Genomic DNA, 25351 nt, shown 5'->3' on the forward strand with positions numbered 1-25351 from the left:
GGGTAAACTTTAAACGCAGAGATTTTAATTAGTAACTAGGGATTCTTGAATTTTTGGCAGATAGCTCATTCCTCGATCAAATGATTTGAGGTTGCCAGCTTTGGCTTCGAGTAAACGTTTGATGTTCATGCTCTCAGCGCCAAAGTCTTCAATTTGAAGTTTGCCGTGGCTTATAGTTCCATCGGTTTTCCAAAATGTGATTCGATGCAGGATGAAACCAGAAGCTTCGGGGTCAGCGAAAGCATAAGCGGTTGGAATAAGTAACGCGACAGAACGCTGATAATATTCGTAATCTGGATAAAAGTATTCTTGTTCAAGTAAGTAGTATTTACTCAGACTATGAACTCGTACAGAAACTTTTACCTTTTGGTCATATTCATCTTTAAATTCGCCTGATTCAGAAGTAATATCACCATTTGGATGGAGTAAATGCGCCCACTCATCTACATTTTGTAAGTCTTTTAAGTATTCAATGCCGATTTCAATTGGGGCATCAACATAAATGGTGTCTGTATCGATAAAGTGGCTTCCTTTGGCTGCTGAGGTCAAACCAGCTTTACGTTCCAAATTACCTTTAAGAGAACGGCATTCAGAAGTATGGACTGTATGAATTCCCTGCATAATCATCTGAGTTTGTCGTTTGGGATCGACAAAGCTTAACCAGTGAAAATACACGCCCTTTTCATCTGTCCCCGGCTCGATGTAGTCGGTGGGGAACAGCAAAACAGGGTAAACTTGAAAATATTTTTGGTACTCTAATCCACAGTGCCATTCAATGCCGTAGAAAAGCGGATTTTGCAGTTTTTTAACGTGATAATAGAGATTTGTGTGATAGCCGGATGCAGTTCCGAGCCAAGTATCTTCATCAATTTGCTCTTTCATCCGGCTATAAAGAGTCCACTCATCCAGATTTTTTAAACTACAAAGATATTCAAAAGTACTCTCTGGTGAAGTAGCAATGTAAGCTGATGTTGCAAAAGTATTTTTTTCCACTTCTCACTCCTTAAGATAATAATTAAGCTGCGATCGCTTTAGGGTTGCTGCGCTTACTATTCTTGATGCGGTCTTCTGCTAATCGTTTAGCAGCATCGTTGGTAGTAACTCCCTGAACTTTGGCAAGCTCAAAAATTGCTAATAGCGTGTCATAAATGTTATGCACTTGTTTGAAAGCTTTTTCTTCGTCATAACCAATCATCTCGTTGTAAACGTTGATCAGTCCTCCAGCATTAATTACATAATCTGGGCTGTACAGAATTCCCTTTTTGGTAAGCATTTGACTATGTAATTGCTCATTTTCCAATTGATTATTAGCTGCACCAGCAATAATAGAGGCTTGTAAAAAAGGAATTGTATGACTGTTAAGAATTCCTCCAAGAGCGCAAGGAGCAAAAATATCTACATCAAGAGAGTAAATTTCGCTTGGTTCTACAACTGTTGCGCCAAAAAGCCGTTTTGCTTCTTCCGCTTTTGCTGGATCTACATCGCTAACAAAAAGCTTGACATCATGCTCATGTAAGTGGCGACAGAGATTTTTACCGACATTACCTAAGCCTTGAACTGCAACTTTCATGCCATCAAGTCTTTTGCTCTGCCAACGAGACTCTACAGCAGCTTTAATTCCTAGAAAAACTCCTAATGATGTGATGGGAGCAGGTCCGCCAGATTTTTCTGATACTCCAACAACATGTTTAGTTTCTTGGCTGATTGTTCTGACATCATCAGGGGAAATATTGACATCTTGTCCAGTAATAAAACGCCCATTGAGGCTGTTAACAAAACGTCCGTAGGCTCTCAAAAGATCATCTGTTTTATTTTCAGGATTAGCAATAATAACTGCTTTGCCACCACCAGCCGGAATATTTGCACAGGCGGCTTTATATGTCATCCCCCGACTGAGACGAAGTGCGTCTTTTAAAGCAGCTTCTTCGTTGACATAAGGCATGAGTCTTGTAGCTCCCATTGCTGGACCCAATGTCGTGTCATGTATGGCAATAATTGCCTTAATTTCGGGATTTTTACCATGACAAAAAAGAACTTGTTCGTGACCCATTTCTCTAACGGTTTCAAATAGCAGCATTTTGACCTCTCGATATTGTTTGGAATTGGTTAGAGAAAGTAATTAGCATTACAAAATGTAAAGATATAGACACAAAAGCAGGCTGGAATATTAAGATTAAGTGAAGTTAAAAAGCAAATATTTGAAGTTCCAGTTTGATAAATTTAGTTATTGGCTGGAATATAGAAAATGAGGAAACGAACCGCGTTCGCGCAGCGTCTCGTTAGAGAAGGGCGCAAAGGTAAGAGAGTTGTAAAGAGTTTTTGCATCAGTGTCGTGAATTTTTGAAAGATTGTAATGCTCTCGTGTTTTAGTCTCTTCCCGTCACAAGATTACTTATCTCTTCCTTTGCGTCCTTTGCGTCCTTTGCGGTTCGTTCAAAAAATCTTCGAGTCGGTAGAGAGTAGTGTCTATAAGAATCTGATTCGATTCCCAGCTTTTAAAATCAAACCATTGGAAATGAAACTTGCTTGGCTCCATTTTTAGCTGTTGATTTAATTCCTTGTGCTGCCAAACTCTTATTACGTCCACCAGAAGGTGCTGGACGGTCAGCGTCAATTACGACATCAATGAGAAAGGGAACAGATGATGCGATCGCTTGTTCTAATGCCGCTTCAATATCCGACTCTCTAACAACCACGATCGCTTCTGCTCCCATCCCACGAGCAATCATGGCGAAGTTTGTTGGTGGAAGTGTGGCATCTGCGCCCTTTAATCCCAAGATTTTCATCCCTTGATGGCACATGTTGTAACGTGCATCGTTGAGGACAATCCAAATCGCTGGAATTTTGTATTTCACGGCGGTACTGATTTCGTTATTCATCAGCATTGCTCCATCGCCGACAATTCCTACAGCTTTGCTATTGTTCGCCAGTGCTGCACCCAACACTCCTGTGACAGCGTGACCCATTGCACCGACTCCGGTGCTGACTCGGTACCGATTGGCTTCGGAAAATTGCAGTAGATGCGTTGACCAAGTAAACGAGTTACCACACTCCGCCATTACTACCGCATCACTACCTTCAACAATGATCTTTTGAATTGCTGCCATCAATACTTCTGGCCGCACTGGATAATCTATGTCTGGTGCAGGTTCAATTGCTTTGCGTTCTGGATGAGGTAGCGACAAAGTTGTGGAACGAGGAGCATCTGGTAATTGCTCCAATAACTCTTCCACAAAAGCTTTGATATCAGACCGAACCCCAAAAGTTTCAACGTGTGGATAGGCTACACCTGGCACTTCTGGGTCAATATCTACATGGATGAAACCTTCTTTTGGAACTAGCGCCGAACTCCAGAAGGAAGTCGGTTCACCAAGGCGGGTTCCTAATACGAGTGTGCGTAGTGGAGGTTGCTGTTCCATATAAGTTAAGACGGAAGCATGACCACCTAAACCTGTGACACCCACAAACTGGGGATGATCTTCGGGAAAGATCCCTTTACCACGAGGTGAGCAGATAACGGCGGCTCCAGTTTTTTCTGCGAGTTGGAGGATTTCGGCTGCTGCGTCACGCGCACCGAAACCAACCCAGATGGCAAAGGGGCCGGATGATAATAACTCTACCGATTTAGCGATCGCTTCTTTGGCAGGAGTCATCGGAAACGGAGTAACATCTAGTTGGGGTAAAGCTACATCCTCAACTAAACTTGTCTGCACTGCGGTGGGAATACTCAAATGAGCGACAAATCCGCCTGGTTGCGCCATAGCTAAAGCAAGTTTGCGGAAAATCTGCGGTAGTTGAGCCGCAGATTCAATAGTGATTGCATAGTTGAATAGCGCTCCTGGGGTAAAAATTCCCCCACTGGGCAATGTATAAGTGCTGGTTTCTTGAATTGCCCAACGTCCACGTTGCGGTGCAGAGGTGCAAGCCGATAGCAAAATCACCTTTGCACCTTCACCACGAGCCGCAAATAACCCGGTCAGCGCATTAGTGATCCCCGGCCCGGCTGTGGTAAAAACTACAGTGGGGCGATTATTGGCAAAGTATGCTTCGGTGGCTGCAAAGGCTGCTCCTGCTTCATGGCGGAAGTTTAACACCTCGATACTGCTATTTGATAGCGCACCCCAAAGGCTTGCCATCGCGCCACCTGCGACACCAAAAGCGTAGCTTACTCCCAAATTTACCAACATCTGAGCGATCGCATCGGCAACTGAGAGCGTTGCTGATGTTTCATCCTTTAAAAAAGGCTGAGTTCCCCCGTTATTCTCCGATTCATCAAGCTGACGAGAAGATTCTACATATCTATTTGCTGGAAATTCTTTGTATGGCTCAGTAGTGATGAGAGGAGAGTTGGAACCAGTATAGTTTTGACTCATGGTTTCACTTAATTACATAAAGTTACACAAAGGCTTTTTAGTTTACAATCACAGCGCTAGCAATATTTAATATGAACAACTCTGTTGTTTATCACAGCTATGACCGAGTTTGAACGATAGTAGAAACGGTTGATTGCTGCTGGTTGATGGTTGTGATAGCACTACCAAAAGATTTTTGCAAAGGATACAGCAAGTAAGGCTGTGCTTCTAAGAACCACAATAGAGGGGATGATAACTGATATGCAATCAAGAATCTTTTGATGGAGGTGTCAAATTTTTCGCTTCTACAGTACTTAAGTAGGTTGGCAGGGAAAAACTACTTAAGTAAAAGTATGTAAACAAGCTATTAACCTTAACTCAAGCATATCTCAGAATTTTTACAAAGCTTTACATAGTTGTCTTTAATCACACCAACCTATTCATTAAACTCTCTGGATAGATTATTAATTTCTGCTGAATACTACAACTAAAGCATATCTGCAATGATAAATCTTTCGATAAAAGTGGCAATTCTTTCGCTTGTATAACTATTACAACATTTTCAACTTAGTGATTCTGAAAAATTGATATTCTGCAATCGCTACTGAGCTACATGACCAAATTTACAATAGAAAATCTTTTGATAAAGATGACAATTCTTTTACTTTTTTGCCCACGTGCTTGCAAATTGGTAACTGCCTGTCTTCCGTATTAACTCTTGAATTTGACTTGTAGCATAAGCCGAGCTACAACAGTTTAGCGGTTTTTATATTGCCACCAAAAACTCATCTAGTCAATTATTTGTAACGATAAAGACATAGTTACTTCACTTTTTATATATCCTGCGAGAGATGATTAAGCGTTGAGTAGGTATTCTTTGAGAAAAGAGATTAGGCATTTAAGCCTAAACCCCTCTAAAACTCCCTTTCTAGCCTCTGGCGATTTATCAAAAGTAACGTAGATTTTCCTTAAAATGTTGCTTTATGACAAAACAAACACAACGTTATACGCAATTGATACGTGTTCATGTTATGTAAATGTATTTCTTGCGACGGATGACTAAGCATATTTTTCTATAGTTAAATCCCTGATAGAGTAAGTTAAGATAAATTAATAAAATGAACTAATGAGTTAAAATTTTTTGATTCAACCCTAGCCAAGCCCGGTAAATTCATTTATGTTGATAATCAAACGACTCTACAGGAGTATTTGGCCAAAGTCCTTTCCCTCGGAAAGGTTAAGGAACAAAAATTTTTCTCATTTAACCGTTTACCAGTCGAAACTCAGTAAATTTGGGTTAGTGAACTATTCCTTACCTATGGCTCAGGTTACACTCCTTACTTGTTAAAGGTACACAAATTTCTGCATTCCTGTACTAGGACAGTTTGGCTGAAATAAGCCACCCATTTTAAATGTCTAAACACCTTACGTAAGGGTAATTACAGATTACCAGAAGTAGTAGTAGTTTAAATTTAAAATATATTTTCTACTTAATAGATTGACAACTTTCAACTCTTAGTTAGTAGGGTCTATTGACTAATAGAGATTTGATTTGTCTATTTTTTGCATGCATCAAAATTTTAAATTAAATATTGAATTTTTTCAGGAAAAACTGGTTCAATTATTCTCTTTTTATTGGTATAATAAGTTTTGTTAAATTAGTTATTAATCTTTTTTTAAATTTACTAACTAATTTTATTTTTTAACTGCTTAACACTGCACCAGAGTTTTTAGTTAGTTATGATTATCAACTTATTAATGGCTATGGTGCTGATTAATTACCAGGAGGAAGTAGGGATATGAATTCTGGCGATTATACATTAGCTAGATCAAACACTCAATGGTCACTACAGCCAGAAATAGAAATGAAGTTTGCTCACTTTCTAATAAATCAAGCTGTAGATGCTGCCTTTTGTTTAGGAGAAAATGCACAGTTTCTCTATGTCAACGATGCCACTTGCCAGATGACTGAGTATTCCCGTAAGGAATTACTTTCCATGAGGTTGCAAGATATAGACGTAGATTTTTCTTTACACAACTGGTCAAATATTAACTCAGAAGGTTCTCTTACCTTTAAATCTCGCTACTGCACAAAAGGAGGGCGGATCTTTCTGGTAGAAATATCCATTAGCTATGTAAAACAACAAGATATAGAATTTGGCTGTGCTTTTGTTCGGGAAATAAGTGATGAAATAGTAGAACTGAGTGTGCAAAAGTGGACTGATGAATTAAGGGATGCCAAAGATAATTTGCAGCAGGAATTTTCTCAACTCAAATCAAAAGAAATAGAACTAGAAGCATCTCTTTCTTTACTTCGTTCTACTCTCGAATCTACTGCAATTGGTATTGTTGCAGTTAACTCTGAGGGAGATATTCTGAGCTTGAATCAGAAATTTGTGGATATGTGGCAGATTCCGGAGTCTTTAATATTATCTAAGAAATGTCCTCGATGCAAAGCCTTTTTTGAGAATCAACTTAAAGATCCACAAGCCTTTAATCGACTAATTTGGGAAGTGTCTAGCCAATCTGATTTCGAGAGCTATGATATTCTGGAATTGAAAGATGGGAGAGTTTTTGCACACTACTCTAAGCCCCACTTGTTGGATGGCAAAATTATTGGTAGAGTCTGGAGTATTTGGGACATTACTGAATCGAAACAGACTGAAGAGGCATTGCGGCTAAACGCAGTTAGATTTCGGACTTTAGCCGAGACAACGGATACCAGCACTTTTCTAATTCAAGGTACGCGGCTTTGCTACATAAATCCAGCAGTAGAGCAACTGACTGGTTACACAAAAGAGGAACTGTTAACGGGTTTTGATCTTCGCCGACTGATTAAAAGCAAAAGACGCAGACAGGTACGTAAGCAGAGTGAAGCAACTAACTTTGAATACCAGGAGATGAATATTCTGACAAAAAGCGGTACGGAGCGATGGCTAGCTTGTGCAGTTGTAATGCTAGATGGAGTGCTAGATTTTGGTGGAAAACCAGTAGAAATGATTGCAGGCATTGATATTACCGATTATAAATATGCAGAATTAGGTCTTAACCAAGCTTTAGAACAAGCAAAACAACTTAGCGAACTTAGAGCGCGTTTTCTTTCTATGGTTTGCCATCAATTCCGTACACCGTTGAATATTGTTTCATTTTCTAATAGTTTATTAAAGGAAGAAGTAGACAAACGTACACAGAAGAAAATCCAACCATTGCTGGATCACATTCAAAAAGCCACCGAACAACTTGGTCAGATGTTGGATGATATTTTATTCTTCTCTAAGGCAGAAGCAGCAAAAATAAACTATGAGCCAAAACCACTTGATTTAGTTGATTTCTGTAATGACTTAGTTGCAGAAATGCAGATGAGCATTAGCAAAATTCCGATTAATTTTATCACTCAAGAAAATTCTCTAACAGCCTGCATAGACAAAAAATTGTTAGAGCCGATTTTAAAAAATTTGCTCGATAATGCAATAAAATATTCTCTTTCTGGTATGACAGTTGATTTGAGACTTGCTTGCCAAAATGAGCAAGTAATTTTCCAGGTCGAAGATAGAGGTATTGGTATTTCAGCGCTAGATCAACAACGAATATTTGAACCATTTTACCGTGGAACTAATATCGATCACATACCTGGCACTGGACTAGGACTGTCAATTCTTAAAACCTTAGTAGACTTACATCATGGTCAAGTATCTGTGGAAAGTCAACTTGGTGTGGGCACTACGTTTACTGTGACGTTGGCATTAATCAAGTCAGAGTTTAATAGTTCCGAGTTATGAATGTTGAAATCAAGATTAGTTATTAATTAACAACTTAACAATCAAAACTCTCGGAACAAAGTAATTAAGTTTATGCCTATTTCCATACTCCCTAAAAAGTTGAGTACAGCACGGCGTAAATCCAACTAAACTGGCAAAATTCCGTCACAGTTTAATATTAACCAGCTTCTGCTAAAAGATATGGTAATAAAAAATTATGTACGAATCATCAAATAAAATTCTCGTCATTGAAGATGATAATGTTACCCGCGATCTTTATTTAAAAGGTCTTAAGGCTAAAGGTTTTGATACAATCAGTGCTAACAACGGTCTTGCTGGTATCCAACAAGCACAAGAGTGTATACCCGACTTAGTAATTTGCGATATCACGATGCCTGATATGGATGGTTATAGCGTTTTAAGTACGCTACGCCAAGATCCTCTTACGGCAATTATTCCTTTTATTTTTCTGACTGGGAGTAGTAACAAAGCAGATGTTCGCAAAGCTATGGAATTGGGAGCAGATGACTATCTTACCAAACCCTCGACACTAGACGAATTGCTCAGAGCGATCGCTATCCGACTACAAAAGCAAGCTACTCTGCAATACTGGTGGGCTATGAAATTTGAGAAAGCTCCAAAATCAGTAATTCTAGATAATCCTACAGCTGCGATCGCACCTGAAGAACCTACAATCCCTTCTAAGTCAATATTTCCTAGCATTCCCCAATTAAAAGAAGTTTTTGACTTTATCGAAGCCCATTATCACCAAGGAATCACTTTGTGTGATGTGGCTGTTGCTGTTGGTTACTCACCTGCTTACTTAACTAATCGAGTCGCAAGGCAAACGGGAGAGACTGTAAACTGCTGGATTGTCAAACGCCGAATGGCAGGCGCTCGTTTTTTACTCCAAAATAATAATCAGACTATCGAGAAGATCGCCAAAGCATTAGGTTATCAAGATGTGTCTCATTTTTCTCGTCAGTTTCGCCAACATCACGGTTTACCTCCCCAAGCTTGGCGCAAACAGCATCAGCTTGTATCCCAAAAACAGGTGAAACTCTGGTAACAGTAAAAATACAGCAATTTTCATTTAGACTAAAACTGGAATTGGAAATTGGGAATTGGGAATTGGGAATTGGGAATGAAGAAGAGACAAGGTAGACAAGGAAGAGGGGGGAGACAAGGGAGAGACTTATTCTATAATTCCCCCTTGTCCCTTTGTCCTCCTTGTCCCTCTGCCCCCTGCCTCAAATAAATAGTTGCGTAAACTCATATATTAAATCCACCCTGCCCTTACGCAACATGGCTGGATCTAATCTCTCAGTAGTGTTACAAGTCATCAAGACAACTAATCGTTGCTGCATCTGAATACCAGACTCATCAATGACACTTTGATACAAAGTACCATCCAGCAAACTGAGAATGTGTTCGGTTTTGTTATTGTATTGCGCTACCTCAGAAGCGCGGTTTTGCGCTAGATTATCAGCTTCGTTAATAACGATACAAATACGCTCTATGTAAGTTGGGGGGACAAAATTAGCGATCGCATCATGATCTAAAATAAAAATTACATACCCTAAAGGTACAAGAATTTCTTTTGCTACAGCTTGTGTCCAGACTGTTTTACCAGTACCTGGTTTCCCATGTACAACAACCGCTAACTGGTTTTGATTCAGAATCGCTTGCTGTACAGCATCTGTAAACTGTTGAATATCTGCCGGAAATGTGCGAATGGGAAATTGGCTGTGAACTTTACCTACACGACTTTGATATCCACTCAGCATAACTGCCAAGTCGTAAGTCGCCTTGTTAATTAGTGGGGCAAGATTTCTCGCCATTAAACTATATTGTCGCCGCCCGCGATCGTAGGGATCAATTTGCAACCAAACGTCATGCTTTGCCCAGTAAGCATAAACAGTATTAATCACATCTAAGCGTTCCCAGCTAACAAATCTATCTATAGGAAAATAAAAATCTCTTTCTGAATAATACTGAGTAATAATATCAGGATTACCCAACACACCTAAAACTCGCAGTACAGTAATTTCTTGCAGTCGGTTAAGAACATAATCAATGGGAATGCTACTACGACTGACAAATTGAACAATAGGCGTTTCCGTACTCAAAACATCTTTGTAGCGATGATCTGGTGATTGAGGATCTGGTGTGATGTAATTCCAAAATTTTTCCACTTCGTAGCGGGTATTATCAGATACAATATTTAATAAATTAGCCCACCAAGCATAATTATTTCGTCCCAAAATATCAGCAACATTACTTGCTAAATTCAAACTTTTTTGAGTTAATTCGCGGGAGTCACTATACAACAGTTGCCACAAAAACCCCCAATCTAACTCTCGGTTAAACGGTCGCCAACCGCTAGCAAGCAAGCTTTGGCGGGTATTATTTGTAGGAGTGCCTTCATTGCTTCTAAAATAGTCAAAATCCATATTTGTTTAGTTATGCAGCGTTAATAGAGCTATTTGTGTTAAATATGAGATTTTAAAATTTTTCTTGTAATATCGACTACTTGCATACAAATGGTAATTTTATTTTCACCGTGCTGTACTGGCTAGGAAGTTTTTTTAATCTAACTCATTACCTGTGTAACACACTATATTACACAAAGACTACCTGCGTCAACTTTTTTGACAAAGCAATTACCTCTTAATGTCCCTCCATCATTTATCCATCTCTACACTTCTGACTGATATCATGTCCGAAAGCACATAATCCCACTTTTGGCTGATGCCAAAGTTTCTCTCCCAGATAGCAAGGTGAGGTTCCAAATATTACCGATGCAGAGGGCAGCTATGCTGTGTTACTGAGGCTTCAACCCCAGCTATTGCAAATTTGTGTAGAATCTATCCAAGCTATAGGACTCATATTTGATTTTTGAAAAAACTCCGTACAACTCAAAAACCCTTCTTTCCTATTGCCTCTTGCCTCTTTTTTGTCCACGCGAACAAAAATCAAATCAAATTCCTATATGTAGAGACGCGTTAACACAACAAGACATTAGCGTAGCGGTTTGAAGCCTAGTGCAATTTCGCGTCTCTTCTTGTTAATCAAGTTGAATATTTGCCATTAATTTCTATATAACCCTCTGAAAGATCGCAACCCCATACAGTTGCAGAAGCTTCGCCAATATTGAGGCTAACATGAATATCTACTTTGTCTTGGGACATAATTTGCCGCAATTGTTCCAGATTTTCATTAGTTAAACTACTAGGATAAACTTTCACGTCATCAAAACTAATAACAATTCCTTCTGGATTGATCTGCTGTTCATTTTCACATTTACCTATAGCCATCGCAACTCGTCCCCAATTCGGATCTGCCCCATAGACGGCGGTTTTTACTAATGGTGAATTGACAATTGCTTTAGCTACTTTTTTCGCTTGTACATAGTTAATAGCTGAATCTACAGTCACCTCAATAATTTTGGTGGCACCTTCTGCATCTCTGGCAATTTTCAACACTAATTCTTGTGCAACTTCTTGCAATGCACTGGCAAAATCTGCTTCTGAAACTTCACCGGCTATTCCATTAGCTAGAATCACGGCGGAGTCACTAGTAGAAGTGTCAGTGTCTACACTCAGGCAGTTAAAGGTTTTATCTATAGTAAAGCGAAAAATAGAACGAAGGCTATTTGCAGAAATTGCCGCATCAGTAAAAAAGAAAGTTAAGAGAGTAGCCATATTAGGCTCAATCATGCCAACACCTTTGGCAATTCCTACCAGCTTGGCATTTCCTATTTGTCGTGTAGCTAGTTTTGATACTGTATCGGTGGTCATAATACCACCGGCTGCGGCATTAAAATCAGCAGGAGTCAATTTTTTCCCTAATCCTAATAAACCTGCTCGAATTTTTTCAATTGGATAACGCCTGCCAATTACGCCTGTAGAAGCTATCACAATGTTATGTGCAGCAATTCCAGTTTCCGTTGCAACTAATTCTAAAACCTCTTGGGCATCAGCGATGCCGATAGCACCATTAGCAACATTTGCATTCTTAGATATAACGACAATTCCTTGTACTTGTGAATCTTTTAAATTCTCGCGGCTAATAGTGACACTTGGCCCGGCGAAAAGACTTTGAGTAAAGACTCCATCAGCAACACAAGGAACTTCTGATTTAATAAATACAAAATCATCAGTTGTATCTCGTATTCCTAAATTAGTAATAAATGCACTAAAACCTTGAGGTGCGGAAGATATCGTTAATGGCATTTTTCTAGATTTAATAATTTACTTTAATTATCTCATACCATTGGCAATCAGCTATTTGAGGTATACATATACCTCAAATAACTGATGTGTAGGATAAATTTTATTTATGAAATTCTCATCTAATACCAATTTAATGTGAAGCTGCATAGAAAAGAGCTTCTAGGATAAAGTTATAAGAACAGACAGAAATTACTTGCTCAAATGTAAGTTGGTCGAATATCTCTTGGATGCGTTCGCGTAAAGCTTGTAAAGAAGAGAAAAGTTGATTTTTGAGAGGTTTCTTGAGAGCTTGCCAAAGCCTTTTGATAGGATTGAGTTCAGGAGCCGATGGTGGTTGAAATAGAGGAATAATAAACTCTTGCCAGCTAATCGCTGAACTTGTATAAGCCGGCGCTTGGTCAATCTGTAAAATTGCATAATCCGAGCCTAAATGAATAGCGATCGCTTATTTCATACAACTGGCTTTGGTATGAGTCTATCTATCACAAGAGCGATCGCCATTACCCTCGAAGTAGCCTAAAAGTTATAAACGGATTTAAATACTACCGTCAATTTCTTCATCTAACTCTTTTTGTGGTATATCCCATAATGATGAACTGGAATATTGCTCTGATCTGTGGTAAAATTTGTCACATTTGCACGCCTTTTGTTCAGCTTAACTACATCCAAATGATGATAAACTGAATCTACAAATTCTGGAAAAAATTGCCCAATAGCAAACATTAGTTTGGTCATATTTTCTGTTAATAGATTTTTATTAACAATTACCTCTGCCTTGTTTTTTTTAATAGCTCTAATTACTGCATTTGCTACATCTGTTGGTGTAGATATACCTGCTAACCAAGGAGCAGGCACGCGACTATTAACAGTCATGCCAGTTTCAGAAATATATCCTGGACAGATCACCGATATATTAGTATTAGTAGCAGCTAATTCTTGCCGCATCGCATCAGTCCACATAACCAGACCAGCTTTACTCGCAGAATAAATGCTGTTGTAAGGGACTCCCTTTTTACCTGCTAGAGAGGCAATATTAACAATATGACCACTACGCCGCTCTAACATGCTTGGCAAAAACAAACGAGTTAATTCAGTAGCTGCGAGTAGATTAACTGTCAATATTGACTGAATATCCTCTAGAGAATAATCAACGAAATCTCGGTAAATTTCTATGCCAGCATTATTAATGATAATATCAACTGGGCCTACAACTTTATTAATCTGCTGCTTGAGATTTGATAATTCTGCAACGTTTTTAATATCAAATGGAATACTTATTGCTTTCCCACCCAAGGCTTTAATTTGAGTGCATGTTATGTCTAGTCCTGACTTAAAACGAGAAACGCAAACCACAGTTGCTTGCTCTCTAGCTAGAGCGCGGGCAATGTATGCTCCTAAACCACGTGATGCACCTGTTAAAAGTACTATTTTACCTGTTAAAGTTGTCATAAAAACACCTTATCCTTGAGCGTATTGCTGTTATCATATTTGACAAAATGAAGTTAAATAACAGCTTTTTTAGAGAACCTATCTTATTTATTTTACAGTTATCTTTTGCTGCACTTCTATTACTTAGTAATGTAAATTAAGTAATCTAAAACTTTGCGCTATATTTTATTTCTACTCAATCTGATTCTTTCACCAAAAAGCTTTTGCTTCGCTACCCTGTAATATATCAGGATTTTTTCTGCTATCTTTTTGGAGTTTTTGAAAAGTCAAGCAGGCAATCATCAAAAGTTTTATTTTTTTAATTACTGTGAATATGTTTATTTTTTCATTTCCCATAACTAATTTCAAGAATGCAATCGGATTAGTAAAAGTAAACCAAGGAAAGCCATCATTCACCAACATCCCAATGTTATGTTTTCCATAAAGTAATTTTAATGGATAAGTACAAACTAACCATCTATATATTTGTCCTATCCAAGCTTTTTTTGGGGGATTTTCCATTGTCATATCTGTCATACTGGGAGTTCTATTTGTAGAAATGACATCTAAAAATATGTCACCTATAAAACCTGCATACTTGGCTAAGATAGTAAGTTGAGTATCTTCAACCCTGATACCTGGATAATTTCTAGAAATCACTACTAACAAGCTAAATATCACATCAGTTCTACCAAATGTGCCTCCTCCCCATTTACACTGAAAGCCGCTGAATCTACCGTGAACAATATCTATAAACCATTGGATAGGAGGCACTTGCTCACTAAAATTAGGCAGTAAAACTTCAATTCCATTTAGTATTGCTTTTTGGTAAACAGCGAACTTATTTCTTGTACCTAAAATATCTATTTTATGGTGCTTTTGCAGATAATTTACTATTATTTTTAATCCATTAGACTCTATATCTATAATTGAAGAATTTAGTGTTTCTAAAAACTGAGATTCAGCATCAAAAGTTACCAAAATAGCAGGTGGTATCCATCCATTTTGGATACTATTGAGCAGTAATGAACCATAAATATCTCCCAAAACCCTAATTTTACCAGCTGAATGTTGTCCCTGTTTTTGATGCAACACAAATATTCTATGTCTGCATTGCTGAGGATCAATATTAGTCAAACAATATGGTTTTCCTTTATAGTTCAAATTATCAAATACTGGTGCTGCAATATTGTTTGCTACCTTTTCCTTAGTATATAGATGAATGATTTGGATATTTGACAGCAAACTCAAATGATGGATAACAGTTGGACATTCAAAACCATTATTTAAACCAATGACTATATCAGCCATCATCCCTATTTCCGAAATTTGTTGAATAATTTTAGGGATAGTATGAGGTAAATAATTTTCGGCTCCTTTAGTAGCTGCAACTATTCCTAATATCCGAGTGTTCTCAAAAGTATGATTAGTTTGAGTTTGAATCCAAGTTCTATAATACATAACAGATTTTACATCTTCCTCTAAAGCTCTATTTTGTTTTTCTCGTAATGTAATTATATCTTCTTCTAAAAAATTGCTGGACTGCTCATATCTTTTGAAGAAATTATTCAAAAACATTGCTTTGCTCCTTTCCAATATTTAAATGTTCAGTTTTCACTTGACCGTATTCCAGCTTGACAATCCGATCTGCTAGGTAAAAATATTGGTCGTCATGACTAATAACTAGTACAGTTTTTCCTCTCTTCTTTAGCTCAACCAGAAGTTGAGTGTAGAAAATTTCCTTGAATACAGGATCTTGATCTGATGCCCACTCATCAAACATATAGATGGGACGGTCTTCTAAATAGGCAGTAACTAGAGCGAGACGTTTGCGCTGTCCTTGAGAAAGGTCAGTGGTAGAAAGCACTCTATTATTGACCTTAACTTTATGGTCTAGTTGCAATTGAATAAGGTACTTTTGAGTCTGAATATCCAGATCGCTACTATCCAAACCCAGGAAGCGTTCAAAAAGATAAAAGTCGGAAAATACTACAGAAAACTGCTGGCGATACCACTCTAAATTATGATTATCAATAATCTGGTCATCTAGATAAATATTTCCTGTTTCAGGGATGTAAAGCCCACTAATTAACTTAGCGAGGGTAGACTTGCCACTACCATTACCTCCTACAATAAAAACAAGTTCTCCTGGATGGAATTTCAAGTTAATAGGTCCAAGGATAAAGTTGCTTTCTTTCTGCTCTTGATAATAAGTATGGGTTATATTTACCAGTTCTAGGCAGTTCCAATATTGATCTGATGCCAGTGAAACATTATCACAAATTTCATTTGAGTAATTTGCTAATGATAGACCCAGAGACTCCACTTTTTTTAAAGCTACTAAGGCTTTAGTTATGCTAGGCATCATACTCATGATGTACTCTAGAGGTGATATCAAGTAGATAATAGTTAGAGCATAAGCAGATAGAATTGTATTAGGGATTTTATTGATAGTAGGTATGATGAATAAAAGTAACCCAATAGCAACAAAAAATAGAACTTGTCCCCAACTAGCAGCCGCAGCAAAGATACTCATACCCACAACATTATGACGGCGGAATGATAGAGCTGTAGTATGGAGTTCTTCAGAGAGAAATGCTTGCCGTCGTCGGCGATGTAGTTTGAGTTCTTTTGTGCCTTGAATGACGCTACGGAAATGCTTAAATAATCTATCTTCTTGCTCACGAGCCAATTTTAAAAAAGACATGGCTTTCATCATTGGTAGTGAATAGCTGAATATTCCCAGGAACATAAAGCTAATACCTATAAGGAAGACAATTTTAGATAACCAACTCAGATAAATCAGACAGGCAATCACAATAGCAATATTAATGCACACAAAAGGAACAGTAATAACTGTGTTAGAGATTGTTTGAATATCTTCAGTAAGAACAGCTAAAAGTCTATGAGCACCGATTTGTTCTAAGTGACGTAAAGGCGAGGCAAGAATACTTCGGGTTAAAAGTACCCGCAAATTGAGAATTGCTTTTTGTGAAAGTTGTATCAATAGAACTTGAGAAACAAAATTAGCAATTAACCGAAGTAAACAAAGACCGACAAAACTCCAAATTAGTATAGTTTTTGATGGCTGGTTTTGACTTAATGTCGTATTAATTAGGGCAATTAGACCAGCAGCAGTGACACCGCTGAAAATACCAGCTAAAATTGCAAAACAGAGGCGAAGAGAAGAAGTACGCAATAGAAGACGGATCAGGTTCATAACGTAATTAATAACTTACTGTATTCAGCCACATTAGCCAGCTACTTAGTCAATAAACATCTGACCGCTAACATTTACATCTGACCGCTAATATTTACCTCACGAAAATAGTCAAGTGACCACCTTCTTTGACTACTTCAGGTGTATGTGCAACTACATTTATTCCCTGAGAAGCTATATGTTCAGCAACTGGGTTAGTAAAACTACCAAAAATCACCCCAACTCCCAATTGTTTTGCTTTTTTAGCTTTATCTGAGAAACTTTGTAGCCCATGAACTTTCATTACCTTTGCTATAGCTAAGTCAGCAAAATGCAAGTCGTTAAAACCATTAATTTATGTGATGATAAGGAGGTATTTCATCTCTTTATTACATATATAGTAAAAGTGTTTTTGACACTGTTTAATAATCTCTCTCACCTAGTTGTGATTTATAAATATATTATGACAGTGAGATACTCAATCGCAACTCAAATGCAACTCATACGCAACTTCATAAATACTTGAGTAATTTTTTCTAAAAAATAATAAGTCATCCGTGTCAAAATCCTAGAAATAACGCTTTAGCATTTATTTTTATGCAAATAACCTAAGCTTATACCGATTATCTGTGAGGCTGTTGGCTTTAATGAAGTTTCGCTGTTTTTGCTTCATGCTACCTTTGTGTGAGCATAAAGTCTATGTAATGTAGGTTTTTGCCACAAAGAGATCCCACAGATTTTGCATGAGTTTTTACCACCTAAAAAGGCACATAGCCAACGCCCTAAAGAAACTGCTTGCTATATTGTAAAAATCTCAAAGCTAAAATCCCCGACTTCTTAGAGAAGTCGGGGATTTTATTGTTCACAAATGATTTAGGATTGCTATAGTAATTAGCACTATTAAACAGTTATAACTAAGAGCCTCTTTCACAAATTTAGATTCTGCATTCTTCTACCTTCGATTTCAGAGAAGCAAAATGTTTTCCACCTAATTCAATTTGCCCATCTGTACACCCAGTTTTCAATCTTTCGACTAAATAATCCAAATCATGAGCTATAAAATTTGTGCCATGATCTGGTTCTACTAAACTAACTAACGATATATTTCTAGCTTGTTGTTCGACCAAGCTAGAAATACCCAGAAAGTTGAATACACCAGATTCATAGGTTCCACAAGGTACCGAAGGATTATTTACTCCAACACAATATTCATTTGGTTTAAACCAATCAAATGCTGGGTAGCCATGAAAATGAACAATTGGTGCACCATTTTTAATTAACTCTGGTGTATACAAAGCCGCAGAAAGACTAATCGCAAGCATGACATAAATATCATAAGAAGGTTTCATATCTGCTAACTCCGAACGAATCACTTTAGGTAGTTGGAGATATAACTTTTCTTTCAAACCAATTCTGATAATATCGTCAGCGATATTCAAGTCAGTTTTATTTGACCCAGAACGAGAACTTACAAGCCAAATATCAGGGATTTGCCTAAATACGTATTTTTCTAGTAGTTTTATTTTTACATAGCGTCTACCATTTTCATTTTGACGAAGTTCGTTACTACTAAATCCCTTAACAGGTAGTAGACTTTCCCACTCGTTTTCTGTTACTTCTACATCTCCAAAATATTGTGGAGGTTCAGCATAAGCAACAAAACCATAAGAAACACCCGTCCTACCATTTATAATGATGCTGACAATATCTCTATGGGATTTTCTTTTAATCACTTCATTCAACTTAAAACCAGGAGGAAATAAGTCTGTTGTTGCTAATTCATTACCCAATTTAACTAATTTTTCAGCATAAATAGATTCTTGGGGATTATACTGTCCTAGCTCAAATCGACTCAACAAAAGTGGAGCAATCGGCACAAAAACTTTAGGGACTAGTGATTTTAATATGAACCTTTCTATCTCGTTTTTGGAAAATATAGAGTCAGAAAGATTCATATTTAATATAGAAATTTTCTCAGAAGAAACTCCAATAACAATCTCTGAAAAAGTTCTAATTAAAGTGTTTAGACCAATATTTATTTTTTGTTTGTATGAAACAAGAGGATTAATAAAATCATTGTCTATTTCTGTAATAACAATTACTTGTGTTTTGCTAGGATTGTCAACATACTTAGCCGCATGATCTTCAGCCCAACTGCTCAATCTGGCTATTTTTATAACGGGTATTTTCCGGTCGTTTAAAACAAAGTTACAATATAATTGATAGAGCAGTTCTGCTGCAAATATACCAATTCTTCTGACAATTGAAGGAGCTATTTCTACATCAATAATTGCATTAACTTCTGATCTAACTCCTTTGAATTTGAAGTTTTTCTTTTTGTTAATTATCGGAAGTATTAGGTCATAGTTAAATTCTGCGAGTGCTTCGCTCCAAGATAAAACTTTGACCCCATAACCCCTCAGTTTAACTTCCAAATCTTGGCGAAATTTACGAATATCTTGATTATTGTAGCTATCAGGTAAAGGTTTAAATGTAACTATCAATTTTTGAGCCATAGCTTTGGGATCAATAATTGGTGGCTTATACTCTACAGTTGATTGCTCTGAAAATCCTGCAATTAGACGACCAATTGTTTGTAGGTTTAGTCCCTGGCTTAAAGGGACAGAACTTAAATCAGCAGCTACATCCATTTCGTGCAGAAATGCCACAATCTCTGCTTTGCTAGCAACTATTTCTGTTTGCATTTCTAATGTGATTACTCCCTTTGGTGAGCGAATCTTTAATTTGTCGTTGTCAACCCACAAATGAACACCCTGTTGAGTAAGTTTTGCTACGATATCTGATGCGTTCATAATTGTATAGTCTCCTAATTTATTCAAAATATTAATTTGTGAGCTTAGAAATTTATTAACAAATACACTTAATCAAATGTGAATAGATAATCCATGCTTAAATTGCAGATATCAAATATGTGTGACATAACATTATTTACAAGAATTTCCATATCATTCTGATCGATAGAAGGTTGAGAAAATACAAAATTTAGCAGCATTTTTCCTTGAAAAGTTGAAATATGGATAACAAAAATACCAGCATACAATGCATTAGAAGCAGCAAAACTGATTTCTTCTAGTTCAAACTCACCGTAAGTTGTGGGCACATTTACCTTACCAATATTAGAAACAGACACTGTGGCAGCTACTTGCTTGGGGAAGATAAAACAAAAATCTATGAGGTGCTTGGCAATCAAAATCATTTTAAAAAGTTCGCCAGACTTTTTACTAAATTCAAGTTTTTGTTTCACCTCACGAGCTAATTCCCAAATGGACATGTTTCTGTGTATAGTATGAAATCCCATAATAGAGGAGGCTAATACAGCCATGTGATTATCACTGATTGCTGGTTCAAAATATCTCCTCAAATCAAAATATGATAGGCAGTTTACTCGTACATCTTTTCTATTACCTTTAATTATTTTTCTGGCTATTGTAAACATAAGTACAGCACATAAAGCACTATGTACTGTTGTATTCTCTTGCCGACAATGATTGACAAATTTTTGGGTTAAGTCTTGGTCAAGTTGTCTGTGGATAATATTACAACTACGCTTTGTAATGCATACATACTTGTGAAAACCTAATGCTTTTGGTTGATTCCAGATTTTTTGGAACCCAAGCTGCAACAAAAAGATAATGCTGTTTATCTTTCCTCTGAACCCCTTAGTCCATTCGGGCATTAGTTCTTCGATGGGTGGAAGTGGAGTTAAGCTAGTAACTGGGTGAATTGGTTCACCGGATACAATTTTCTGACAACAAGTCAAAATTTCTGAGTGAAGTCGGATGGATGATAAACCATCTGCGATCGCATGGTGTATTGTTGTAATTAAGTAAGTTATATGCTCATCACCCACGAGATGAACAAGAACAACTCGTAGCAGTCCTTTGCTACTATCAATTTCTTTGTTCATCTCATCATAAACAACTTCTTGCCACTGCTCATTATTTGACTGCTTGACAACACGTAAAGCAATCTCTGCTTTTCCTTGATTTTGAAAGCTGAGACTATTATTAAAAGGAATAATTTGAGAATTTAGACGTGGGTGACGACACTGAATCACGTCTAAAGTCTGTGTTAAAGTTTCCTTGCAGATATAGCCCTTGATGCGGCTAATAGTTACTATATTCCAGGTTTTAGCACGGCTATTTAAGATTTCCATAGCTTGCTCAAGGCGTCCCAGTTTTCTATTGTAAATCATATTTATTTTTGATTTCCTCTAACGACTGATTGTTTGCAAGCTTAATTTTATTGAGGTTGTTGTTATTAAATAACCTGTTGAATAAGCCTTGCTAAAAGCCTGAATATATTCATAGTTTCAAACTATCAAAATCTTGTTATCTTAACTCTTCAAGAACAGCTTCGGTGTTCAAATCTCAAAAATCTCCGATTGCGAAGCTTTAGATTCTTCGGCTAAACGCTGGGATAGGGTTTCAATAGTTGGGTAATGCCATAATAAGATTGGAGATAGCTCAAAACCAAACAACTTTTCCGCTTTGCTAACAAGAAACATTGCCTGCGCTGACTCTAACCCGTAACTATCTAAAGGTTGACTTACATCTATATCTTTGGCTTCAACTCCTAACTGCTCTGCAATATGAGATACTAACCAAACTTGAATTTCTTCTGCGCTATAAGACTGCTTTTTAGTTGTCTCAGGAGTAGACTGACTCATTTACACACCTCTGAAGTAAAAGGAATTGGATATATAGCATTCCTAAATAGAGTATGAACAAGCTATAATTTTTGTTCGCAGCCTAAATAGGATTGCTGTACTGGCTAAAATTTTTGAAAAGTCCAAGGTTAAGAGATATTAGGAAAAAGTCTTAACTTTCGCTACTGCTTCATATCTCTAAATACACATCGAACTACGTAAAATTTGTCAATTAATCAGCCACCCGAATGCGAATATCACCCTGCACTATGCATTGACAGGCTAGGCGAATATTGGGATTATCTGGAGCTAACACATCAAGTAAAATCCGCTCCTCATCCATCACAGGAGTTAGATTTTCCATCCCACTTACAACTTCTATGAGGCAGGTTCCGCAAGCAACACAACGACAACCAAATAAAATTGAACTAGGATGTTCATCACAAATCTTAGTTAAGCGTTGGTTTGCTTCAACTTGAAGTGTTTTTTGGTCATCTTCAAAATTAATAGATACTAACATTTCTAAACTCACTAGGTTCAGGAAAGAGGGTTAGCAGATTTAGCAACTGTTAGGCTACTTCAACAACTTTTTGAATTTCCTTAATTGCCAGAGCATCTTTATAACGCTCATAGCGATTACCTAGCTTACTTGTATTTAACTCCAATCCCAACTCTTTAATCAGACGCTCTAGCTGCTGAGATTTATATTGCCAACTCTTTTGTTCTATGTAACCAATTATATTGCGCCACTTTGAACTCAACTGTCTCCAAGAATGAACTAGTTGATTTATATCTACCTGCTTGTCAGCTAAGTCAGGATGGTGCAGAGACATACTTAGTGAGTTCAATCCAATTCTAATATCAGTTAACATTATTCCTTGTACGGTGAGGTCTAACTTCTCTAAATAAGTTGTGAAACTAGCACTAATGTAGTCTTCCACAATTAGCTGCATAAAATATCGAATGAAATCTTGAGCTTCTTGAGGAGCTGCCCTATACAGTTCTACTCCTAAATCAAAAGATGTTGTGTAATGGCGTGCTTCATCTGTTAAGTGACCCTGATTCAATTCAAAAGCTAATGGTTCATAATCAAACTTTTCAGGAGAATCAAATAAATAGGCTTCGCTTTTTTTTAACTCCACATTAGCCATGTATCGGTATAACAAAGTCAAACTACCCAAGCCATTTTCTTGAACTTTTTCGGCGGGTAACATTCTCATGGCATCCCCAATCATGAAGCGTAAAGTTCGATATGTAAAATTTCTACCTCGCTGCTGCGTCTGTTCTACAATCTTTTTAAGAAAGCTTTTCCCCTTTTGAAGATTCAACAGAGTTTCATTTAAATCTTCATCAAAAGTAAAACGGGTATCGAAGCTTTCAAAATCTGATTGAGGTATTGCACCAACAGAACCATAGAAAAACCCAGGCTCATCAAAGGAGCTTTGAATTCCTATTTCTCGACAGACCATACTATATACGGTTCTAAAAGACCAAATGTGATCCATTTCTTCATTAGTTTCCTGATGAAGAATCATAAATTCATCTGAGTAGGCAGCAAAAACTTTTTCGGCAACACTCATGTTGGATATGAGAGACTGATATTCGCTATTGGCGACATATTTGTATAAATTAGCAAAGAATGTCGCAGATAAAATCGACATTTGACGAGCACTAAAGGAAAGTAAATACTCACAAATTGGTACGGGTAAGGGAAGCATTCCCGGATGAGAGTAAAGTTTTTCTCCTTTAATTCCCTGCTTGCTCATCGCTATAGCGACAGTTTTTAATTCTAAGGGATGAGTATGTGCCTGCTCGAAAAGCTTATTTTGAATCTTGGGAATTCGGTTATCGATTTTAACAGTATTCATGTAATTTTCCTCCTTTAATTAAAAGTAACTGGGCGATATTCACTGTAATAAGCTGGCATTTGTAAGCCCTGAATTTTTAAACTTTGCATTCGGTATAAAAATGCCGCTCCGGTCATAATATGGTTAGCAACATCAACCACCTGGCGATTATTTGATTCAGATAAGTAAGAACCTCTAACCCAGTCATTGAAGCTGCCCATAGCTGGGCCACACCAGATTTGATAATCCATTTCTCTGCCTTTTTCCCCCAAGTTAGACCAACGCGATGATAATCCCAGATACCATCGAAAAATTAGAGCCATCTTCAGTTTGGGATTATTAATAGCTTTGGCTAATTTATCTGGATTACGTTGAGATAAATAATTAACTGTCTCCTCCCAAACTGCTTCCAAGCTATTCTTGAAAACTTGTTTTTCTAATTTCTCTTTTTCTCCAAGTGGAATATTTTCAATTGAGTCATAGTTTTTGTATAACTCAAACAATTTTTGTGCCCGTAAAGGAAACAGAGTTCCTCGTTTGAGAACTTGGAGTTTTACCCCCATTTCAAACATATCTGCAGCCGGAGCCATCATCACATCAGCCATCTCGGCTTGAGCCAATAATTGTTTAGTATGTTGAGAAGTTCCAGCTTCAATACAAGACTGGTTAATTGAGCCAGTCACAACATAAGCAGCCCCCATCATAAAGGCAGCTAATGCTGATTGTGGTGTAGCAATACCTCCTGCTACTCCGACTCTGACAGGTTTTTGATAAGAGAATTTTCTTTGAATTTCATCTCTCAATTCCAAGATGGAAGGTAAGAGACAAACCAAAGGACGATTATCTGTATGACCACCAGAATCAGCTTCGACAGTAATATCGTCAGCTACAGGAATTTTTTCAGCTAGGGTTGCTTGTAATTCACTAATAAGACCTTGCTCAACTAATTGTTTCAAAATTTTTGTGGGAGCAGGTTGCAGAAATTTGATTGCAACTTCTCTCCGAGAAATTTTGGCAATAATTTTATTTTTGATTTCGATTTGATTGGCTGCATTCAAACTAAGTCCAGCAGCGCGGTAGTAAACAATGTTGTCAGTCAAATCGAGAAAGGCGGAAGCTTCGATTGTTCTCACCTGATATTTAAGATACAAATCAACAACACCGCGTTCAATAGCAGGTTCACTGGGACTGTGAAGTAAGTTAAATGCGTAAGGCCCTTGGGGTAAAGCTTGTTGAATACGGTTAATGGCTGCTTCGACGCGAGCAGGAGATAAGCCACCAGCACCAAATGAACTTAAGATTCTCTTTTTACCAAGGGCAATTACTAGTTCTTCAGAAGCAATTCCTTGAGCCATTGCGCCTGTGGCATAAGCGTATTTTACACCATAAAAGCTGAGAAAATTTGGATCGCCTAATTGTTGAGTTGATAGAGGTGGAACAGTTATTAATATTTCCGCTTGTCCAGATTTTTCTGGGTTGTAAGGATATAAATAACCTTCGTTGGTCGCACCAATTTTTCCTTGGAGTCTAATAATATAACAAGGTTTTTCTAAAGTTAGCAATTTAGCTTTAATACCTTTTTCATCAAAAGATACAGAATCTAAAATACCTTGCCAAACTTGATTCTGGTGGTAAATAAAGTCTGATGCTTTAATGTAGCTACCATTGTTATTTACCATATTATCTGCGCCAATCATGTTTTAAAACCTCCTATTAAATAATTTGTTCGTGCTGCTAATTATAAACCTAGTATGCATTCCGAGCCTAGAGATGGGAACAAGGTAGATTGCATAAATCCTATATTCCAATTCGCTTAGATTAAGAAGAATAATAGTGGCGTGGTAAGGCTAATATGTTGCATTA

Annotated in this window: 19 protein-coding genes; 2 read left to right on the plus strand and 17 right to left on the minus strand. The window is 37.4% G+C overall.

What is annotated here, in order from left to right; translation table 11 throughout:
• Positions 1 to 24: 24 nt before the first annotated feature.
• The 4 genes from scyC to FBB35_RS13205 all read right to left on the minus strand — a co-directional run bounded on the left by scyC (position 25) and on the right by FBB35_RS13205 (position 4623).
• Positions 25 to 993 carry a scytonemin biosynthesis cyclase/decarboxylase ScyC gene (gene scyC / locus FBB35_RS13190; RefSeq protein WP_174709994.1) on the minus strand — a complete coding sequence of 323 codons (969 nt, stop codon included), beginning with the start codon at positions 991 to 993 and terminating at the stop codon, positions 25 to 27.
• Between the two features lie 22 nt (positions 994 to 1015).
• Entirely contained in the window at positions 1016 to 2077 is a 1062-nt protein-coding gene (gene scyB / locus FBB35_RS13195; RefSeq protein WP_174709995.1) for a tryptophan dehydrogenase ScyB, read from the minus strand.
• A 424-nt stretch (positions 2078 to 2501) separates the two neighbouring features.
• The gene (gene scyA / locus FBB35_RS13200; protein WP_174709996.1) at positions 2502 to 4373 is read right to left on the minus strand and encodes a scytonemin biosynthesis protein ScyA; all 1872 of its coding nucleotides are present in this window, start codon (positions 4371 to 4373) and stop codon (positions 2502 to 2504) included.
• Positions 4374 to 4470: 97 nt separating this feature from the next.
• Positions 4471 to 4623 (minus strand): hypothetical protein, encoded by a 153-nt coding sequence (locus tag FBB35_RS13205; RefSeq protein WP_174709997.1) that lies wholly within the window; start codon positions 4621 to 4623, stop codon positions 4471 to 4473.
• A 1528-nt stretch (positions 4624 to 6151) separates the two neighbouring features.
• Between FBB35_RS13205 and FBB35_RS13210 the strand changes: the two genes are divergently transcribed.
• Positions 6152 to 8131 (plus strand): scytonemin biosynthesis sensor histidine kinase, encoded by a 1980-nt coding sequence (locus tag FBB35_RS13210; protein ID WP_174709998.1) that lies wholly within the window; start codon positions 6152 to 6154, stop codon positions 8129 to 8131.
• A gap of 196 nt (positions 8132 to 8327) precedes the next feature.
• Positions 8328 to 9179, plus strand: a complete 852-nt coding sequence (locus FBB35_RS13215; RefSeq protein ID WP_174709999.1) for a response regulator transcription factor — start codon at positions 8328 to 8330, stop codon at positions 9177 to 9179.
• Between the two features lie 181 nt (positions 9180 to 9360).
• On the opposite strand, the gene FBB35_RS13220 is transcribed toward FBB35_RS13215, so the two are convergent.
• The 13 genes from FBB35_RS13220 to FBB35_RS13280 all read right to left on the minus strand — a co-directional run bounded on the left by FBB35_RS13220 (position 9361) and on the right by FBB35_RS13280 (position 25185).
• Positions 9361 to 10563, minus strand: a complete 1203-nt coding sequence (locus FBB35_RS13220) for an AAA family ATPase (protein WP_012408021.1) — start codon at positions 10561 to 10563, stop codon at positions 9361 to 9363.
• Positions 10564 to 11181: 618 nt separating this feature from the next.
• Positions 11182 to 12345 carry a bifunctional glutamate N-acetyltransferase/amino-acid acetyltransferase ArgJ gene (gene argJ / locus FBB35_RS13225; RefSeq protein ID WP_174710000.1) on the minus strand — a complete coding sequence of 388 codons (1164 nt, stop codon included), beginning with the start codon at positions 12343 to 12345 and terminating at the stop codon, positions 11182 to 11184.
• Between the two features lie 130 nt (positions 12346 to 12475).
• Entirely contained in the window at positions 12476 to 12787 is a 312-nt protein-coding gene (locus FBB35_RS35775; RefSeq protein ID WP_174713629.1) for a transposase, read from the minus strand.
• A gap of 119 nt (positions 12788 to 12906) precedes the next feature.
• A complete protein-coding gene (locus FBB35_RS13235) occupies positions 12907 to 13794 on the minus strand; it encodes an SDR family oxidoreductase (protein WP_174710001.1) in 888 nt (295 codons plus the stop codon).
• 189 nt (positions 13795 to 13983) lie between these two features.
• The gene (locus FBB35_RS13240) at positions 13984 to 15351 is read right to left on the minus strand and encodes a hypothetical protein (RefSeq protein WP_174710002.1); all 1368 of its coding nucleotides are present in this window, start codon (positions 15349 to 15351) and stop codon (positions 13984 to 13986) included.
• Positions 15338 to 16993, minus strand: a complete 1656-nt coding sequence (locus tag FBB35_RS13245; protein WP_174710003.1) for a cyclic peptide export ABC transporter — start codon at positions 16991 to 16993, stop codon at positions 15338 to 15340. The genes FBB35_RS13240 and FBB35_RS13245 overlap by 14 nt, the downstream gene beginning before the upstream one ends.
• Before the next feature lie 94 nt (positions 16994 to 17087).
• On the minus strand, positions 17088 to 17309 hold the full coding sequence (locus tag FBB35_RS13250) for a hypothetical protein (protein WP_174710004.1): 222 nt from the start codon (positions 17307 to 17309) through the stop codon (positions 17088 to 17090).
• A gap of 598 nt (positions 17310 to 17907) precedes the next feature.
• The gene (locus tag FBB35_RS13255) at positions 17908 to 19785 is read right to left on the minus strand and encodes a hypothetical protein (protein WP_174710005.1); all 1878 of its coding nucleotides are present in this window, start codon (positions 19783 to 19785) and stop codon (positions 17908 to 17910) included.
• 68 nt (positions 19786 to 19853) lie between these two features.
• On the minus strand, positions 19854 to 21188 hold the full coding sequence (locus tag FBB35_RS13260; protein ID WP_174710006.1) for a condensation domain-containing protein: 1335 nt from the start codon (positions 21186 to 21188) through the stop codon (positions 19854 to 19856).
• A 168-nt stretch (positions 21189 to 21356) separates the two neighbouring features.
• Positions 21357 to 21662, minus strand: a complete 306-nt coding sequence (locus FBB35_RS13265; protein ID WP_174710007.1) for a phosphopantetheine-binding protein — start codon at positions 21660 to 21662, stop codon at positions 21357 to 21359.
• 211 nt (positions 21663 to 21873) lie between these two features.
• Positions 21874 to 22161: a 2Fe-2S iron-sulfur cluster-binding protein gene (locus FBB35_RS13270; RefSeq protein ID WP_174710008.1), complete on the minus strand. Its 288-nt coding sequence runs from the start codon at positions 22159 to 22161 to the stop codon at positions 21874 to 21876.
• Positions 22162 to 22210: 49 nt separating this feature from the next.
• Positions 22211 to 23509 (minus strand): hypothetical protein, encoded by a 1299-nt coding sequence (locus tag FBB35_RS13275; protein ID WP_174710009.1) that lies wholly within the window; start codon positions 23507 to 23509, stop codon positions 22211 to 22213.
• A gap of 14 nt (positions 23510 to 23523) precedes the next feature.
• The gene (locus FBB35_RS13280; protein ID WP_174710010.1) at positions 23524 to 25185 is read right to left on the minus strand and encodes a PfaD family polyunsaturated fatty acid/polyketide biosynthesis protein; all 1662 of its coding nucleotides are present in this window, start codon (positions 25183 to 25185) and stop codon (positions 23524 to 23526) included.
• Positions 25186 to 25351: the final 166 nt, after the last annotated feature.

The sequence above is a fragment of the Nostoc sp. TCL240-02 genome (assembly GCF_013343235.1).
Taxonomy (GTDB): Bacteria; Cyanobacteriota; Cyanobacteriia; order Cyanobacteriales; family Nostocaceae; genus Nostoc.